Origin of the sequence: Bacillus sp. 3G2 (assembly GCF_044324725.1) — a bacterium.
Classification (GTDB): Bacteria; Bacillota; Bacilli; order Bacillales; family Bacillaceae_G; genus Bacillus_A; species Bacillus_A mobilis.
In genome coordinates, this window is the sequence record NZ_CP172246.1 from 370,073 (window position 1) to 389,075 (window position 19,003).

At 35.7% G+C, this 19,003-nt stretch carries 16 protein-coding genes; 7 read left to right on the top strand and 9 right to left on the bottom strand.

Translation table 11 applies throughout. The features are described from left to right. Positions 1-2: 2 nt before the first annotated feature. A complete protein-coding gene (locus ACHZK0_RS01950) occupies positions 3-1,643 on the top strand; it encodes a thiamine pyrophosphate-binding protein (protein ID WP_395761095.1) in 1,641 nt (546 codons plus the stop codon). Between the two features lie 55 nt (positions 1,644-1,698). Here the strand turns inward: ACHZK0_RS01950 and ACHZK0_RS01955 are convergent, their stop codons facing one another. Beyond that, the gene (locus tag ACHZK0_RS01955) at positions 1,699-2,328 is read right to left on the bottom strand and encodes a hypothetical protein (protein ID WP_262741279.1); all 630 of its coding nucleotides are present in this window, start codon (positions 2,326-2,328) and stop codon (positions 1,699-1,701) included. A 361-nt stretch (positions 2,329-2,689) separates the two neighbouring features. Here ACHZK0_RS01955 and ACHZK0_RS01960 point away from each other — a divergent pair, with 361 nt between their 5' ends. After that, complete coding sequence (locus ACHZK0_RS01960) at positions 2,690-3,208, top strand: DUF1456 family protein (RefSeq protein ID WP_262741280.1); 519 nt, start codon at positions 2,690-2,692, stop codon at positions 3,206-3,208. 94 nt (positions 3,209-3,302) lie between these two features. After that, complete coding sequence (locus ACHZK0_RS01965) at positions 3,303-4,010, top strand: M48 family metallopeptidase (protein ID WP_395761096.1); 708 nt, start codon at positions 3,303-3,305, stop codon at positions 4,008-4,010. A gap of 153 nt (positions 4,011-4,163) precedes the next feature. Here the strand turns inward: ACHZK0_RS01965 and ACHZK0_RS01970 are convergent, their stop codons facing one another. Further along, on the bottom strand, positions 4,164-4,859 hold the full coding sequence (locus ACHZK0_RS01970) for a GNAT family N-acetyltransferase (protein ID WP_262741282.1): 696 nt from the start codon (positions 4,857-4,859) through the stop codon (positions 4,164-4,166). 14 nt (positions 4,860-4,873) lie between these two features. Continuing rightward, positions 4,874-5,983 (bottom strand): mandelate racemase/muconate lactonizing enzyme family protein, encoded by a 1,110-nt coding sequence (locus tag ACHZK0_RS01975; RefSeq protein ID WP_395761097.1) that lies wholly within the window; start codon positions 5,981-5,983, stop codon positions 4,874-4,876. Between the two features lie 92 nt (positions 5,984-6,075). On the opposite strand from ACHZK0_RS01975, the gene ACHZK0_RS01980 reads away from it, so the two are divergent. Next, on the top strand, positions 6,076-7,347 hold the full coding sequence (locus ACHZK0_RS01980) for a transcriptional regulator (protein ID WP_395761098.1): 1,272 nt from the start codon (positions 6,076-6,078) through the stop codon (positions 7,345-7,347). Here the strand turns inward: ACHZK0_RS01980 and nhaC are convergent. Beyond that, entirely contained in the window at positions 7,336-8,757 is a 1,422-nt protein-coding gene (gene nhaC / locus ACHZK0_RS01985; RefSeq protein WP_395761099.1) for a Na+/H+ antiporter NhaC, read from the bottom strand. The two genes, ACHZK0_RS01980 and nhaC, sit on opposite strands and share 12 nt — an antisense overlap. A 276-nt stretch (positions 8,758-9,033) precedes the next feature. Here nhaC and ACHZK0_RS01990 point away from each other — a divergent pair, with 276 nt between their 5' ends. The 3 genes from ACHZK0_RS01990 to ACHZK0_RS02000 all read left to right on the top strand — a co-directional run bounded on the left by ACHZK0_RS01990 (position 9,034) and on the right by ACHZK0_RS02000 (position 11,705). Then, entirely contained in the window at positions 9,034-10,149 is a 1,116-nt protein-coding gene (locus tag ACHZK0_RS01990) for a M20 peptidase aminoacylase family protein (RefSeq protein ID WP_395761100.1), read from the top strand. 194 nt (positions 10,150-10,343) lie between these two features. Beyond that, the gene (locus ACHZK0_RS01995) at positions 10,344-10,952 is read left to right on the top strand and encodes an SAM-dependent methyltransferase (protein ID WP_262741286.1); all 609 of its coding nucleotides are present in this window, start codon (positions 10,344-10,346) and stop codon (positions 10,950-10,952) included. A gap of 3 nt (positions 10,953-10,955) precedes the next feature. Further along, on the top strand, positions 10,956-11,705 hold the full coding sequence (locus ACHZK0_RS02000; protein WP_395761101.1) for a hypothetical protein: 750 nt from the start codon (positions 10,956-10,958) through the stop codon (positions 11,703-11,705). A 50-nt stretch (positions 11,706-11,755) separates the two neighbouring features. Here the strand turns inward: ACHZK0_RS02000 and ahpF are convergent, their stop codons facing one another. From ahpF to ACHZK0_RS02025, 5 genes are all read right to left on the bottom strand, one after another. Then, on the bottom strand, positions 11,756-13,282 hold the full coding sequence (ahpF, locus tag ACHZK0_RS02005; protein WP_262741288.1) for an alkyl hydroperoxide reductase subunit F: 1,527 nt from the start codon (positions 13,280-13,282) through the stop codon (positions 11,756-11,758). A 14-nt stretch (positions 13,283-13,296) separates the two neighbouring features. Continuing rightward, positions 13,297-13,860, bottom strand: coding sequence for an alkyl hydroperoxide reductase subunit C (ahpC, locus tag ACHZK0_RS02010; protein WP_000924420.1), 564 nt, complete (start codon positions 13,858-13,860; stop codon positions 13,297-13,299). A 564-nt stretch (positions 13,861-14,424) separates the two neighbouring features. Further along, on the bottom strand, positions 14,425-14,862 hold the full coding sequence (locus tag ACHZK0_RS02015) for a DUF3978 domain-containing protein (RefSeq protein WP_262741289.1): 438 nt from the start codon (positions 14,860-14,862) through the stop codon (positions 14,425-14,427). 164 nt (positions 14,863-15,026) lie between these two features. Beyond that, the gene (locus tag ACHZK0_RS02020) at positions 15,027-15,800 is read right to left on the bottom strand and encodes a response regulator (RefSeq protein ID WP_377921209.1); all 774 of its coding nucleotides are present in this window, start codon (positions 15,798-15,800) and stop codon (positions 15,027-15,029) included. Further along, complete coding sequence (locus tag ACHZK0_RS02025) at positions 15,800-18,736, bottom strand: histidine kinase (protein ID WP_395761102.1); 2,937 nt, start codon at positions 18,734-18,736, stop codon at positions 15,800-15,802. The genes ACHZK0_RS02020 and ACHZK0_RS02025 overlap by 1 nt, the downstream gene beginning before the upstream one ends. Positions 18,737-19,003 lie beyond the last annotated feature (267 nt).

The following is a 19,003-nucleotide window of genomic DNA, read 5'->3' on the forward strand; positions in this document are numbered from 1 at the left end:
ACATGAGAGCAGCCCGAAATGTATTAGAATATTTAATAGCTAATGAAGTTAAACATATATTTGGTATCCCAGCTGGTTCTGTAAATGCGTTTTTTGATGAACTTTATGATATGCCTGAATTAACACCAATCGTAGCAAAGCATGAAGGGGCAGCATCCTACATGGCTGCCGCTTATGCTAAATATACAAATCAGCTAAGTGTATGTATTGGTTGTAGCGGACCAGGTGCCACAAATCTTGTAACAGGTGCTGCTAATGCAATGCGAGAGCATTTACCCGTTTTATTCATTACAGGTGCTGTACCTATGAATACGGTAGGTTTGAATGCATCACAAGAATTAGATGTAGAACCAGTCTTCAGATCTGTTACAAAATATAGCGTTACGGTTAATGATGTAAAGGACGTACTTAAAGAAGTTGCACTAGCTATCGAAATTGCTCTATCCGGAGTGCCAGGACCTGTCCATGTTGCAATACCGATTGATATTCAACACGAGAATATAGAAAATGTTGAAATGCCATCACTTCCTAAAAGACTTCCTATTGTTCCTGAGCTAGGTACAATAAAAGAAACAGCTAGAGAGCTAGTAAAAAGGGATAAGGGTTATATTTTTGCAGGACAGGGAATAAGAAATTCTGCTCAGTCATTAATAGAGTTGGCAGAAATGCTGAATTGGCCGATTATAACAACTCCACAAGCAAAGGGATATATCCCTGAGGAACATCCGCTTTTAGTCGGAGTGTTTGGATTTGCTGGTCATGAGGCTGCTTCTGCATTGATTAATGAGGGGGATGGAAAAGCATTATTAATTGTAGGTTCCAGCTTGGGGGAAACTGCGACAAATAATTATAATGGAAACTTGATAAAAGATCGCTTCTCTGTCCAAATAGATTTTGACCAATCTGTCTTTAATAGGAAGTACAAAGTGGACATTCCAGTACTAGGCGATATAAATTTAAGTTTATTATTGTTAATAGAAGAATTAAAAGCTTTAGGATTGCAAAAGGAGAGCGCTGAGCTTACCGCTGAAAAGAAGAAAGAGGAAGAGAATACGGAGGAATATAATACGAAAAATGTTCTCCTGACGCTTCAAAAATGTTTACCGTCAACTACTAGGTATACCATTGATATTGGTGAATTTATGGCGTATGTTATTCATCACATGAAGGTCATAGATTTTGATTCCTATAATATTAATGTACATTTTGGCGCAATGGGAAGCGGGATTGGTTCAGCGATTGGTTCAAAACTGGCTGAACCAGGGCGCCCTGTTGTATGTATTACGGGTGATGGTTGCTTCTTCATGCACGGAATGGAAATATTGACGGCAAAGGAATACAATTTGCCAATTTTATTTGTTGTGATGAATAATGCCCGTTTAGGAATGGTATATCACGGCCATTCGCTACAGTTCCGTAGGACTCATCCATCCTTTGAACAGGAATCAATTAATATTAGTGCAATGGCCGCGTCTATGAATATACCAAGTTACAGAATCAATGAACTAGAAGATATTAACCAAGATGTTATAAACGGCTTAATGAATTCAAATGGGCCAGCAGTTCTAGAAGTTGCTTTAGTCGATAACAATACTCCTCCTATGGGAGATAGAGTTAAATTTTTATCGTCTTTCGGAAAATAAAGTTGTTGTATTCAACGACTAAAAAAATCATATAGGGAATCCCTATATGATTTTTTTATAAAGATTGATATGAATCGTGAATCTCCTTAAGGATCGTTCCGATAATCTGACCCTTAAAGGCATCTGGAATTGCTTCTCCAGATGGATTTGAGTAATAGTAACATCCAGTCCTTTCACCGCAAGAGAACCCAAAGCTTATTAATGATTGCTGTAGGGCCTGTGGCAATTCCTCTAATCCAGTTTGTTCAGTGAAATAGTCGGTAGGGAAAATTTTCACGTCAACATCTCCTAACCCAGTATGAACAACAAATAAGTCTTGTTCATCCTGAACAACCCACTGATCTTTAGAAAATAAAGAAATTCTTGCTCCCTCTAAAGAGGATATCGCATCTAAGTTAATACCAAAAATTTGATTGATAAGTTGGCGAATCTCTATTCCGGTCACCGTTTCTCCGTAACGGGCAAGGGCAGAATCTATGGCTATTTTAGCAATATTTTCAGTTGAGGAAACCGCTCCTGCCATTATCCATTCTTTTGATAGGACAGGTTTAGTTGTTAAATCAAATTTGAAAATGGACATTACAATGTTACAAATCTCGGTACTAGTTATTTTTCCTTGATGAGAATCAATATATTTGTCCATTAATTCTACTTTTTTTACTCGGTCTAAACCTTTTTCTAACATGTACAACAAACTCCAATCGTAAAAATAAAGTATGCTTTTTTATCAATAATATAGAAAGGGTTTAAAACTTTCTTCCCCTTCCACCAAAAATATAGACTGGATATTCTCCACTTAACTGAAAGTCCTTAAAATGCTGTTATTCTATTATACTAAGTAATACTTGTGTATTGTTATAAAAAAAATAATATAGGTAAAGGTGACTCAAAAAGCATTCAAATCTCTTCTTAGGTTTAATCCCTACACGCATTAATCCACCTAAGACTACAAAACCTCCACCTAAAATGTTAAAGTAATAACTTAACGACATTTATTTACACATGCTAAAAGCATTACTATAATCAACATTTCAGGAGGCAAAACAATGGCAATGAGCAACAACGATATATTAAAAAGAGTAAGGTACGCTTTAGATATAAGAGATATAGATATGGTAGAAATATTTAAACTTGGTGGTATGGAAGTAACGAAAGAAGACGTAGTTGATATGCTTACAAAAATAAAGAGAGCACCTCAGCATGAAGCTGAAAATGATGATATGGTCGAAGATGAGTACGTATTAACATGCGATATGATGATGTTAGAGGCATTTTTCAATGGATTTATTACTTTAAAAAGAGGGAAGCAAGATCCGAAACCAGGACAACCGGCACCTGTACAAAGCAAAGAGAGTGCGAATAACCTTCTTCTAAAGAAAATGAAAATTGCACTATCTTTAACGAGTGAGGATGTACTTGATATATTAGATAGCGTAGGCGTTACGGTAACAAAGGGAGAACTAGGAGCCCTATTAAGAAAAAAAGGCCATAAAAATTACAAAGAGTGCGGCGATAGATATGCAAGGAATTTCATTAAGGGATTAGGTGTAAAGTATAGAGGGTAATGAGTCTGCTAAAGCGGTAAATGATATAATAGGTAGAGTAGGGCGTTCGTGTCCTATTCTTTTTTATTTGTAAAATAATACACTAGGTGATGAAATGGTACATACATATTTAGGTGAGACAATTAATTTTCATATAACTTATAAGAAGAAAAAGTCGGTGCGTCTTTTTGTAGATTCGTACGGAAATGTGGAAGTGCAGGCTCCAAAGGGAACACCTGTTGAATACTTAGTTCAGTTGCTAGAGGAGAAATGGGATTGGATTCAGAAAACACGTAAGGAAATGCAAGAGCGAGCACTCGGACCGCAGGAAAAGGATTATGATCAGGGAGAGGGGTTTCTGTATTTAGGAAATACGTATCCGATACAGATTTCTCAAGATGCAAGTATTACGCAAGACAGTGCAGTGTTTGAAAGAGATAAGCTACATATTTATGTAAAAGAGCTTAAGGACGAGAAAATACAACAAGCGTTAAAACGATTTTATTATAAGCAGTGTAAGTCATTAGTAGAGAAGAGTATTAAATTGCATCAAAGTAACTTCAAAACAAAACCACGTTCTATTCGTATTACAGATAGTAGTCGCACGTGGGGCACTTGCGATTCAAATTTACAGCTAACATTCAATTGGAAGCTAGCAATGGCACCGCAGCGAGTAATTGATTACGTAGTTGTTCATGAAATGTGCCATATGGTTCATTTAAATCATGATCGATCTTTTTGGCGTCTTGTCGGGAAGATAATGCCTGATTATAAAGAAATGGAGAATTGGTTAGCATTATCTAGTTGGAAGATGACGGTTTAGTGGTGGGCTTTATATAGGTTGCAATTATTGTCAATACTTGTCGGTAAGCCGATATATTTCAAAAATCGCTGATATATTTGGAGTTGCAATCGATATGTTCAATAAAGAAAAAGGAGATGTCACAGCAGACATCTCCTTTTTCTTACCTAGCAATTATCGTCCAAATTTCACAACAAAAGCTCCGTCTACTTTCTTCATTTCATACCCGCGATACCCATCCGAAAGCAACGCCTGCTGTCCACCAGCATCACTCATAGGAACACTCTTAACATCCGTCCAATTCTTTTCTATGTTCTCGCGCAATTCCTTCACAAATACATACCGCATACTATCACCATATTTCTCTTTCAATGTAGCAATCTCCATTCCTTGCGCGAACTTATCCTTCAAACTTGGAATGTTAAAAGGGGCAACGGTGCAGCAAACATAATCGTATTGGCTATCTTCTTTTTGTAATTCATCCATGATGACTGTCGCTAATATTTTTTGCATCCCATTTCCTCGGCTGTTCGGGTGAACATTTGAGATTTCTTGATAGATGACGCGGTGTAGTTCGCTTTCTGCTATACCAATATCAAGTCCTAAATGTTCATCGTCAATAGGAGGGACGAGTAGGGCACGAAATGCAATGAGTTCGTTTTCGATAAAAGCACCGATCATCATGCCATTTCCTTCTAGAATGTATTGAAATTCTTCTAACGAGAGTGGTTGTAAGCGACTTTTATCCTCTAGCGCTTCAACTACGACGTTTTGTAGTGATAAGATTTGCTCGATGTTCTCTAGTGATAGTAATGTAACGTGAAATGACTCGTTATTTTGTTTTAATGATCCTTTGTATAGCACTGTCATGCGTTAGTCCTCCTTTAGCGTACAACGTCTTGAAAGACGGTTAGTTCTTGTAATGTATCTTCATTTATTTCAATGCCGAGTCCTGGCTTTTCGTTTAAGCGAATAAATGGTACGTCGTAATGCAAGTTTCCGATGTCTTTCGTGAACTTTAATGGACCTGTAAGTTCAACGCTCGTAATGATTTTTTTCGAAAAAGCGACATGGAATCCTGCGGAAGAGGCAACGGATGATTCGACCATGGATCCAACTTGGCATTCAATGCCGGCCATTTCTGCTTGGTGAGCGAGTTTTACAGCGGGATATATGCCACCGCATTTCATTAGTTTCATATTTACTTTATCAGCCGCGTCTAATTTAATGATTTGGCGCATTTCACGAGAACCTTTTAATCCTTCATCAATCATAAGCGGAAGGTCTGTTTTAGAACGAATGTGAGCCATTGCGTCAATATCGTCTGCGACAACAGGCTGTTCAATCCAATCGATGTTTAAATGACCTAATGAACGAAGTGCTGTTAATGTGTTAGCGCTATTTTTCCACCCTTGGTTTACATCAACACGAATCGCAATATCATTTCCTACACGTTCACGTACCGCTTCAATTCGTTTTACATCTTCTATTACATTTGTACCGACTTTCATTTTGAAAGATTGGTAACCTTTTTGAATCATGGAAGCAGCTTCTTCAGCCATGTCTTCAGGTTCGGCGATACTTAAGACGTGAGTGACAGGGAAGTCTTCATGGTAGCGACCGCCAATTAATTGATATACAGGTTGATTTAGTTTTTTGCCCATTATATCAAAACAAGCGATATCAATCGCAGCCTTCGCAGTAGGCACACCGTAAATTGTATTGTCCATCATATCGTGTATTTTCTCGATATTCATTGGATTTTGCCCGATGAGCGCAGGAGCAAGTGTATGTTTTAAAGTATGGAAAGTACTTTCCCATGATTCGCCTGTAACGTGATCATCAGCAACGCCCTCACCGTAACCGATAGTACCTTCATCTGTTTCCATTTTGACGATAATAGAAGGCATATCAGAATAAGAACCATAACTAATAACAAACGGATCGCGAAGCGGTAAACGAATTGCATAAAGATGAATAGCTGTAATTTTCATTAGGTAGAGACCCCTTTCTGTTTACAATAGTTTTGTACATTTGATATAGTTGACGTTAAATAGTCGTTAATTAATGATAAGGAGTTAGAGAAATGATGATAAAAATTGCAGTCGTCGGTTCAAAAGAGTTTATGGAAACACTTTTACCTATTGCTCATAAATTAGAAGAAATAGAGATTGATCCATATATTTACCTTCATCCAGCAGAATCTTCTGAACTATTAAAGCGTTTAAAGCCTTGTGACTTCATCTTTTTCTCAGGTGCTTTACCTTATTATATGGCAAAAGAAATAAGAGAACAATTACGAATTCCAAGTACGTATTTACAGCAAGACGAGACAACTGTCGTATCTTCCATTCTTTCTGTCATGTATCACCAAGGTGTTCAACCACATAAAATTTCAATTGATTTAGTAGACCGTTCATTCATTACAAATGTGTTCCATGATATCGGTATAAAAGAAAGTCCACAAGTGTTTGATTATGAAAATATGCTGTGGAGTAAAGATGAAATAAATAGAGTTACGGATTTTCATATAGCTAAATATCAATCAGGAGAAGCTCATTTAGCTTTAACTAGTATTCATGCTGTCTATGATGCACTTCAAAAAATAGGTATTCCTTCAAAGCGTATGATAGATCCGCAGCAATCCATTATACATGGGTTAAAAGATGCGAAAATAAAAGCTGAGTTAGCAAAAAGCCATTCAGCTACTGTTGGTGCTTGTATGATTTCTTTATTAGATCTACGAGAAGGTTTGCTTGAGCAATTAGATGTCATTTCAAAAGAACTGTGTGGTTCATTTAAAAGAGTTGATGAAATGACGTTCATTTTGTATACGACTCGTGGTGATATTGAATCAATTATAAAAACAAATATGATAAATAATTTATTTGCGAGTATAGAAGGAACGATAGCTATTGGATTTGGTTACGGGAAAACTGTGAAAGAAGCGGAGCGAAATGCTAAAATCGCTCAAAGTTTCGCGAAGAATAATACAATAGACCACTGCTTTTATATACTAACAAGTGATAAAGAACTATTTGGTCCGTTCCCGAAAGAACAGAGAGTACAAAGTTTGAAGAATGAAAACCCGGAACTCATGAAAATAGCGAAGGAAACGAAACTTAGTCCAGCAAATTTATCAAAAATTATTCAATTTAGTCAATCACATCCGTCATTGAAGTTTACAGCAGCAGATCTTTCTGAATACTTACAAGTGACTCGCCGATCAACAGAAAGGTTATTAAAGAAACTAGTTGATTATGGGTATGCTCATATTTGCGGCGAGGAAATGCCCTATCAACAAGGGCGCCCTCGCGCAATATATGAACTGAATTTACCGTTATCTTTAAGCTTCTAATTGAGCTTTTTGTTTTTTTAGTAGTTCTGCTTTTTCAATGTCTGATAGTTTCGTAATTGTGAGACCAGTTATGCCGTAAAGGATTGAAATAATAGGTACGATGAAATTCAATATAGCATAAGGAGCATATTCGAATGCGCCAACTCCAAGTGTTGCGAGAATAAATACGCCACATGTATTCCAAGGTACGAAAACAGAAGTTAATGTTCCGCCATCTTCTAATGCTCTGGATAAATTTTTAGAATGTAGTCCTTTTTCTGTGTATGCATTTGCGTACATTCTTGAAGGAACAACAATTGAAATATATTGTTCAGAGCAAGTAAGGTTGGTTGCAAAGCAAGATGCGATAGTAGAAGCGATAAGTCCTTTTGCTGATGTCGCTAATTTTAAAATTTGATTTACAATTGAGCGAAGAATACCAGTATGTTCTAGTACTCCTCCGAAAGTCATAGCGACAATTGTCATAGAAACTGTATTCATCATCGAATCTAAGCCACCGCGGTTAAAGAGTTCGTCTACTAGCTTGTTGCCAGTGTCTATGACAAATCCATTTTGGAGTGCACCGACAGATGCGGAAACAGAACCGCCTTGAATAAAGACTTGTGATAAGAATCCTAAAATAATACCTACGAGAATAGCTGGGATCGCAGGAACCTTTTTAGCGACCAATACCATAACGACTACAGGTATAATTAATAGGAAAGGTGAGATAACAAAGTTTTGTTGCAATACTTGTAACGTTTGATCGATACCTTTTGCATCAATATTGTTAGCGCCGAAGCTTCTTCCTAAGAACGCATAAACGATAAGAGTAATAAGTAAACCTGGAATTGTAGTAAATAACATATGACGAATATGTGTGAATAGATCTGTATTTGTTAACCCTGCAGCTAAGTTTGTTGTGTCTGAAAGCGGTGACATTTTATCGCCGAAATAAGAACCGGAAATGATAGCACCGGCAACCATTGGAGCTGGGATTCCCATACTTAGGCCAATTCCCATTCCTGCAACACCAATTGTTCCCATTGTAGACCAAGAGCTACCGATAGCTAATGCAACAATAGAACAAATAATTGTAATTGAAACTAAAAATAGCGATGGAGTTAAAAGATTTAAACCGTAATAAATCATTGTTGCGACGATTCCGCCGCCAATCCAAGCACCAATCGTTAAACCTACTAGGATAATGATAACGATAGCGGGTAATGCGAGGCGAATTCCTTTATACATTGCTTCTTCAATATCGTGCCATTTGTAACCGTAACGCCAAGCGACGATAGAAGCAACGGTAGTACCGATAATAAGTGGGACGTGAGGGCTTTGTTTTAATACAACAATTGTAACCATCATAACTGCAACTGTAACGATAACAGGGATCATTGCTACGCCAAAAGGTATTTCTTTTTTCATAAACTGCCTCCTCATTATGTATGTTTGTATTTTTAGAATTGTCGCAAAATAGACGTTATTAAATTATAATAACTAAAAATTGATACGAGCGTCAATAAAAAACAGAAAATAAGGAATGTTCTATCGTTATGGAATGAGTGGAAATGAGTTGTTTATCGTATTTAAAAATAAACAATTGACTTTTTTCTTAAAATTCAATATGTTCATAAAAACATCTGTTTTTCATAAGTATAATTAACCTGAATGGTTTTGGAATTTGGGAAGGAGAATGTAGCTTTGAAAACATTAGAACTACAAGAGCGTTTAACTGAAATTTTTCAGCATTTACATGAAAACCCTGAAGTGAGTTGGAAAGAGTATGAAACGACAGCGTATATTACTAACTTTTTAAAAGAAGAAGGAATTTCATATAAAATATTTGATGATTGCCCAGGCGTGATTGCTGAACTCGGAAGCGGGAATCCAGTTATTGCGATTCGTGCCGATATGGATGCACTTTGGCAAGAAGTGGACGGAGAATTTAAAGCGAATCATTCATGTGGTCACGATGCTCATATGACAATTGTGATGGGGCTTATTTTACAATTGAAAAATATGAGATGGGATAGTGGAACGGTTAGATTTATTTTTCAGCCGGCAGAGGAAAAAGGAAATGGTTCTTTAAAGATGGTAGAGAAGGGTGCCGTGGATGATGTAGATTTCCTATTCGGTGTTCATTTGCGACCAATTGAAGAACTACCTTTGAAACAAGCTGCCCCATCTATTCATCACGGAGCGGCAGGATTTTTAGAAGGAACGATTCATGGAGATGATGCACATGGGGCACGTCCGCATCAAGGGATAAATGCAATTGATGTCATTTCTATGATCAATATCGGTTTGAAAAATATATGGTTACCACCACAAAGTTCCTATTCAGTGAAGATGACAAGGTGCCAAGCTGGCGGGGATAATCTAAATATCATTCCAGGTAACGGCCATTTTAGCTTAGATGTAAGAGCAGAAAATAACATATTACTAAATGAATTGAAGCAAAAAATAGAGCGAGTAATTTTGGCGGCTGAATCAATGGGATCTAAAGTATCGTATGAGTGGATCGATCTCGCACCAGGAGCTGAAGTTTCAGAAGAAGCTGAGCGCTTTATGCGAAAAGGCATTCTTGAAGTATACGGGGAAGAGGGATGCACTGGACCACTTTATACGACAGGAAGCGATGATTTCCATTACTACACAGTGAAGAGACCACATTTAAAAGCTGTCATGCTTGGACTAGGGGCAAACCTACAACCTGGATTACACCATCCGTATATGAAGTTCGATCATAGTTGTATTATGGATGGAGTAGAAATATTGAAACAAACTGTATGGAAAGTATTAGAGGACAGGGGCTAGATAGCTCCTGTTTTTTTGTCGTGAATTGTCGGTAAGTCGATATTCCTTGTCGAAACGTCGATATATTTGAAGTTACGATAGATATATTCAGAAAATCGTCTATATAATTTCACGTACCAATTAATTCAATGAAAAATCCCTCTCTAGCACATGGTGTATAATAATAAGTACCATTTCTTAATAGGAGAAAATCAATGAACGAACAATATTATGATGCAGTTTTAAATATAAAAACTGTCGGTGAACAAAAGGGCTTTAATAAATCTATGCATTATCACCGTTATGAACCGACGCCATATAGCGGATTAGATGAGCTATTGAATCAATATGAAATAAGAAGTAGCGATCGGGTTGTAGACTTTGGATGCGGAAAAGGACGATTAAACTTTTACATGCACTATAAGTGTGGTGCTTCAGCGGTTGGAATTGAAATGAATGAAGAGTTTTATAAAGAAGCCATGGATAATCTGGATCGTTATGTACGAAAGGTAAGAAACAGTAAAGATAAAATTGGGTTTGAATGTTGTTTAGCGCAGGAATATGAGATTGATCCACGTGATAACCGATTTTATTTCTTTAATCCATTTTCTGTACAAGTATTTATGAACGTAGTAAATAATATTTTACTTTCGGTAGAAAAAGCGGAGAGAGAAGTGGATATTATTTTATACTATCCTTCTGAAGATTATATTTTCTTCTTGGAGAATCAGACTGCGTTTGAGCTGAAGAAGGAAGTCAGGTTGCCTGGGGCTTATGAGAAGAATGGGAATGAGAGGTTTTTAGTTTATAGATTGGAGTGTTAATGTATGGGGGCTTGGGGAGTAGCGATATTGTCAGATGATATTGCTAAAGATATTCAGTTAATTTATAAGGATTTGTTAGGAAACGAATATTCGAATGAAGAAGCAAGTAGGATTGTAATTGAGGAATACAAGAATGAACTAGATGATGAAGAGATACTTGTTTTTTGGGTAGCATTTGCTTATATACAATGGAAGTTAGGAAGGCTTCAAGAGAATGTTAAATATGAGGCATTGCAAATAATAGAGAGCGGCGCAGATTTAGCACGCTGGGAAGAAGAACCTACATTACAGAGAAAACGTGAAGTAGTGTTAAATAAACTTAGAGAACAGTTACATTCTCCGCAGCCACAAGCTAAAAAAGTACCGAAGAGATTTATAGCAAATACTTCTTTAAAAGCAGGTGATGCTGTTAGTTACGAACTAATATCGGGGAATTATATTATTCTGAAAGTCATTGAGATTATTGAAGAATGGTATGGGGATCGATATCCTCTATTTGAAATATGTGAATGGGAAGGGAAAGAGATTCCTTCAAAAGAACAAATTGACCAATTAGACTTAAAGAAAAGGATTTATGAAGATGGAGAGCAGGAAATAATTAAGCTTGCTATTTATTCTTCAGGAAAAAGAGATAACCCAGCCAAAAGAATACAAGTAGTAGCAGAAGAGGTAAATGTAGTATTAGATATAGAACCACCGTATGATTTAATATGGTGGAAGGAATTTGACGACCATTTGCATACAATGCCATAAAAAAAACGCGCTACCTATTAGGAGCGCGTCTTTTACTCACGTCTATATAATTAGTTACGGATTAAGTAATCAAATGCACCTAAAGCTGCGTTTGCACCTGAACCCATAGAGATGATGATTTGTTTGTACGGATTATTTGTACAGTCACCTGCAGCAAACACTCCTGGTACGTTTGTAGCGCCGTGCTTGTCTGTTACGATTTCACCGCGAGCGCGTTCAACTGTTTCGCCTAACCAGTCTGTGTTTGGCACAAGACCGATTTGTACGAATACACCTTGTAATTCAACGTGATGAACTTCTTCAGTTTCACGATCGATGTAAGAAATACCGTTTACTTTATCAGTACCAGTGATTTCTTTCGTTTGAACGTTTTTCAGAACAGTTACGTTTGGTAAGCTGTTAAGACGCTCTTGTAATACAGCATCAGCTTTTAATTCTGGCATGAATTCAAGAACAGTTACGTGATTAACAATACCTGCTAAGTCGATAGCTGCTTCAATACCAGAGTTACCTCCGCCGATAACTGCTACGTCTTTTCCAATGAATAATGGACCGTCACAGTGTGGGCAGTATGCTACACCTTTATTTTTGAACTCAGCTTCACCCGGTACGCCAACGTTACGCCAGCGAGCACCTGTTGAAACGATTACGCTCTTACTTTTCAGAATAGCGCCGTTTTCAAGTTCCACTTCAATAAGTTCTTTTTTCTCTAAACGTTTTGCACGTTGTAGATTCATTACATCGATGTCGTATTCTTTTACGTGCTCTTCAAGGCTTGCTACTAGCTTAGGACCTTCAGTGCGTTTTACGCTGATGAAGTTCTCAATACCCATAGTATCCATTACTTGACCACCGAAGCGCTCAGCAACGATACCAGTGCGGATGCCTTTACGTGCTGCATAAATTGCTGCACTTGCCCCAGCAGGGCCGCCACCAACAACAAGAACATCGTATGGATCTTTATCAGAAAGCTCTGATGCATCTGGACCGTTACCCATTTTAGCTAAAATTTCTTCAAGTGTCATACGACCGCTTCCGAAAGATTCGCCATTTAGGAAAACTGTTGGTACTGCCATGATGTCTTTGCTTTCTACTTCCTCTTTGAATGCAGCGCCATCAATCATAGTATGTGTAATACCAGAGTTTAGAACGCTCATTACGTTAAGAGCTTGTACAACATCAGGACAGTTATGACAACTTAGGCTGATATAAGATTCAAAATGATATTCGCCTTGAATGTTTTTAATTTGATCGATTAATTTTTGTTCAACTTTTGGAGCGCGTCCACTTACTTGTAGTAAAGCTAACACTAATGAAGTAAATTCGTGTCCTAATGGAATACCAGCGAATACGACACCAGTGTCTTCACCAGGGCGATTTACGCTAAAGCTTGGTGTTCTCTCTAATTCAACTTTTTCTACTGTAATCTTAGATGACATAGTAGCTAATTCGTCTACTAGAGCTAACATATCTTTAGATACGTCGTCGTCTCCAGCGCTTACTTTAAGTAAAATATCGTTCTCCATTAACTGAAGGTATTGGGATAGTTGTGTTTTTATATCTGCATCTAGTATCATTTTGATCGAACTCCTTAGATTTTGCCTACAAGGTCAAGGCTTGGTTTAAGTGTTGCAGAACCCTCTTGCCATTTAGCTGGGCAAACTTCACCTGGGTTGTTACGTACGTATTGAGCTGCTTTAATTTTGTTAACAAGAATGCTTGCGTCACGGCCAATACCGTCAGCATTGATTTCCATAGATTGGATAACGCCGTCTGGATCGATGATGAATGTACCACGAGCAGCAAGACCTTCTTCTTCCATTAAAACGTTGAAGTTTGTAGTGATTGTGCGAGTTGGGTCACCAATCATAATGTATTCGATTTTGCCGATAGTTTCTGAGCTATCATGCCATGCTTTGTGAGTGAAGTGAGTGTCTGTAGATACAGAGTATACTTCAACGCCTAAGTCTTTAAGAGTTGCGTATTGGTTTTGTAAGTCTTCAAGTTCAGTTGGGCAAACGAATGTGAAGTCAGCTGGGTAGAAACAAACTACACTCCATTTTCCTTTTAAACTTTCGTCAGTAACTTGGATAAATTCTCCATTATGGTAAGCATTAGCTTTAAACGGTTTTACTTCTGTGCCGATTAATAACATATTAAAATTCCTCCTAAATGTTGGTTTTGAGCATCAAAAAATAGTGTGCTCATAAAATATATTTTTTAATTAACTATAATAATTCTAATTCGATATTAATTATCATATAGAAGTGGTTATTTTGTCAAGAGAATAAACCAACTTTATATCAATTTAATTAATATTTATTCTCAATTGAGATGATGAAACAGTTTGGCAGTGATAGAGTAGAAAATTTAGTTGTAAAGGAATCAGTATAATCATAGATGGAAGATTGTTTACATTTAAGCTTGAAACATATAGATGATAATTAAATGTTTTGAGGAAAGATTTTTTAGTAGGTTATGTGGTTGAAAAGTAACTTCTTACTTTATTGTACAAAGAATGATGAGATAAATAAAACAAAATGAATCGGAATTTTTTTGAAAAATTACTGTTATTTTAATTGTTCATTTATTGGACATATATAGAAGTGTAAATTGTTTCACGAGGAGTTAGAGAAAAAGAAATAACTCAGCTTCTTTTGTAAAATTAAAGGGTTAAAAAATCCCCTATCAAGTGTAATGTGACTTGATAGGGGACCTTTTAATCCTTTTTTAATGCGTGTAGGGCGTTATGTATATTGCTGTTCAGTGTTTCGAAAAATGTACGTAATTTAGAACTTAACTGATTGTTTTTATGGATAAATAGTTTTTCAGCAACGAGTAGTTCGCCATGTATACCAAAACATTGCATGTGTACGGATATCTCCTCGTTATTTTCATGAATAGTTGGGAAAACGTAATGGAATGCTGAGCTTGGAATCATGTACTCTTTGATCGTATAAATTTCAGAATCGCAATTTGGTGTATGTTTTATGTAAATCTTTACACTGTCTTTTGTGACGATAAATTCTAACATGGTACATTTTATAAGGTTAGGATCGAAATCATTGGATTCTTGTAAATATAAATTAAAATTGGTCCTGTCGGAAATGGATTCAATGTTTGTAAGCATAATGTCTTGATTAGTGTGAGTGCTCATTTTTTTCTCCTTATATAGATAGTAAGAAAATAGTTTAATGAAATGGGATAATACTTTAAATATGGTTTATTTATATTTATTAATGTATCAAACGTTTCTCTCAAAAATCTCTCAAGGTATTTGTTATAAAATAAGAAACCTGTTTCAGCTTAGAAACAGGTTTCTTAAAGTTGTATATTTTGAAGTTTGTAAGCCCATAAATATCCTTTGGACTCTAATAATAGGTCGTCGGTATTGTGTGTTTCTATAAATTGAACTGTTTGGTTAATCTGCATTTCATAGCCATCAGTTGTACGCTCGATTTTGAGAGGGATATTTAGCTCACTAAATAGTTGGCGTATTCGGTAAATAGTATTATATAAGTTTGCTAATGCACGTTTTTCATCTATGTTAGGCCAAATATCATCAAGAATCTGCCACTTTGAAACAGTTTTTTCTTTATGGAGAAGGAAGTAATAAAACAGCTCTTCAGTAACACGGGTAGGCCACTTTAGTGATTGATGGTCTTTTTTTATAAATGTATTACCGTACAGTTGTACTTGAAGAGTATTTGAACTTCTTTGTTGATTTGGAACACCGTAATATTTTTTTAGGCGGTAATCTAAATCTTGTACAGCACTAGGTGTTAACGGTTTTAATATATAATCGAGAGCTTGTACCCGAAACGCTTCTAAAGCATAATTGGGATAAGCAGTAGAAAAGATAATCGGAACATCGATACCGTCATCTACTAATTTCTTAGCGAGTTCAATTCCTGTCATTTTAGGCATTTCAATATCTAGTAAAATAGCGTCTAATGTGTAATGAGGAAGCATGTTAATTGCTTCTAATGGTGACTGGAAAGTATCAACAATTTGAAATCCGCCATGTTTTGTTAACAAATGATTATGTAAATCTAAAATAGGCTTTTCATCTTCTATTATTACTATTCGCCACACTACATTCTCTCCTTTAATGGAATCGTTACATTAATAGTTGTTCCTTTATTTTCAATAGAATAAATCTCTACAGTTCCATTGGAAAACTTTCGAACACGACGTAAAACATTGGAAAATCCAATTCCTTGGTTCTGAAGAGTTCCGTTTAACAAATTGTGTATGGTTGTTTCTGACATCCCAATCCCGTTATCTATTACTTGTATAAATAAAATCTCTTTTATTTGTTTTATATTAATTTGTACATGACCGTTTCCTTCTTTCTCAAATAGACCGTGGCGTATTGCATTTTCCACAAGTGGTTGTACGAGTAAATTAGGTATATATATTTCATCTAAAGATTCAATAGTGTCAGCTTCATATGAAAAAGAAAGACGTTCGCCAAATCGTGCCTTTTCTATTTCTACATATGCTTGAATGATAGAAACTTCTTTTTGTAATGTAGAGTAATTTGTTTCGTTTCCAGATTCAAATATATAGCGTAAGTAGGAGCTTAGCATCGTTAGGAGATGTGCAGCCCGTTCGCTATCTGTATAACAAAATGAAATAATATTACTCATTGCATTATATAAGAAGTGCGGTTTAATTTGTGCCTGTAGAAAGGCCATTTCATTTTCAAACGCTTGCAGTATCGCTTCTTTTGTTTGGAAAATAGTATGTAATCTAGCTAATAGTACTTGCTTTGTACAAGGTTTGACTAAGTAATCAGTTATTCCACTTGCAAATAAATGATCTACATTCGTTGGATAATCTTTTGAACTTAACATTAGAATAGGTAATTCTAATACTGATGTTTTTTTGCGTATATGTTTAGCTAGTTCGACTCCTCCAATCTCAGGAAGAGTTTCATCTATGATAAGAAGCTCGAAATCTTTCGTGCTCTCTAATAAGAAAATAGCATCTTGAGCCGAATGCACAATGGTAATATTGTATGTTTCTGCTAGTAAAGATTTTAGTACCTCTGTATGTATGACATCATCATCTACAATTAAGATTGTTGGCAGCATACTAGTGTTTGCTTGAGAAACTTCTTTAAAATTATGTTGTTCCTGTAAAATAATATGTATTTCTTTATATTCATAAAAAGGAACTTGGATTTTAAATAAGATAGAAGTTTTATAGTAATCTACCTGCAAATGTCCATCCATACGTTCTAGTAGTTCTTTACTTATTAATAACCCGATTTCAGTGCGAGTATCTTCATAAGTAACGGTAGAGTTGCTAGTCGCTTTAAAGGTTAAATGAATATTTTCTCCTATATGCTGAGCATCAATAACAATTTTCCCGTCTACTGCATAGTAACAACATTCTTCTAAAATACGGTAAAGCACTTGTGTTAATCGGTCTTCATCTACTAATCCGTGTAAATTATTTGATACATATTCTTGATATGTAATATGTTTTCTTGAGAGAGGTAGTTCCATTAATTTATAAACATGATTCACAACCATTTTTATATTTGTTGATTTTGCTGTAAAAGAATAATCATGAAATTTAATTTTTGTAAAATCTTGTAGATCATTAGTAAGGTATAGTAAACGTTCTGTAAGCTGTTCTAATACATGTAGCTCATTTGAATGCTTCTCCTTTTTATCATTAGCTTTTACAGATTTAATTAAATTAATTGCATGGTATAAAGGATCTTTTAATTCTTGTGTTGTTACTTTTAAAAAAGAATCTTTTGTTAAATGAATCGCTTCTAATTTTTTTGATAAGTGCTCGGCCTCTTCGGTACGATTAATAAAACGTGTGCCTAAAAAAACATTCATCATAATAATGAACCCTAGTAGCCCAAAGCGGTTAAATATATTACGACCTGATGCAAAAAGTTGTTCGAGTGTACCGCTAAAAAGAAACATAAATAGAGTAAGTAACATCAGGGTGAAAATTAAAATTTCGTTTTTACTAATAATCCACTTTTTTTGTATGATGAGCTGAATCATTCTCAGGATAATCCACAACAACATTATATTCATATAAAAAAAGAATGGAGTTTGTAGATTGGATAGAGATCGAGCTGGAAATAAGATTATTCCTACGCTATAAATAAAGAAAGGCGAAAATAATAAAAGCAGTTGTTTTTTATTTATAATAGTCGGCATAGTTTTTGAAATAAATAGTGGTAATAAAATAGCACTAAAAAATGTAATAGAGTCCTGTAAGCGAAAATAAAATTCAAAAGGGATATTAGGAACCGCACGAAGTAATATACGTTCTCCTCGTGTCATAACAATTAGTGCTAGGCTTAGGAAATAACAACCGCTATAAAAAAAGCCATCATCTTTTTTACGTAATAAAAAGATAGTTAGATGAAAAATACTAAAAACTAATAAGATGGAAACGGCTGTCCATTCGATATTTGTATCTTCAGCTACGTCTTCTTGCATCGCTTTAGCGTCACCGAAATCGATTGGGAAAATAATACCTCCGCGTACATTGTAAAAATTTGAAACGTGAATTGTTATGAGCAATTCTGTTGTTTTCGGTTTTAAATACATTTCATATGATGGATTTTCAGGTTTTGTAGCTTCTTTTGATTTTCCAATCTGACCTATTTCAGAAACTTTTTCGCCGTTTACATAAATGGTATGGGCGGACCAAATGTTTCGAATGCGAAAACCAACTTCAGAAAAATGCTTAGGTAGCTCGATTTTTAATTGATAAGTACCATATTGTGCATTGGATTCCCACTGCCCTGGCACAACTTGATTTGGAGCTTGTTCTTGAAATTGGTTCACATTCACAAATTCATTTGGGGTGAATTTCCATTCGCCTGCTAAAGATAATATTTTCGCATTTGAAGGAAGATCACGTAAGTCGATTGTCCCATTTTGTGCAGGTTTTTGAATGAGATTTGTATCACTATCTCGAAAGTTAATATGTATCATTAAAAAAATCATCACAGTGATGAGAAGCCAACCGATGGCTTGTTTCCACATGGAGCAATCACCTCTTCTTCAATAATATATAATAAAATTTCCAATATTTAAATTGTATATATTAGATATAAAGATTTAATATATTTACATGTTATGAAATCTGTGGTTTTTAATGATTTATCCTGTAATGTAGAGGAAATAATGTTCTACATGAAAGTTCAAAGATAAGGAAAGGGGGTGGATGAATACAGGCATCGTACGTATTGGAGTGGTGCAAATGAATTATCCGTAGCACTGAAATTTTCCTTTATGTAGAGAGGGGAAACT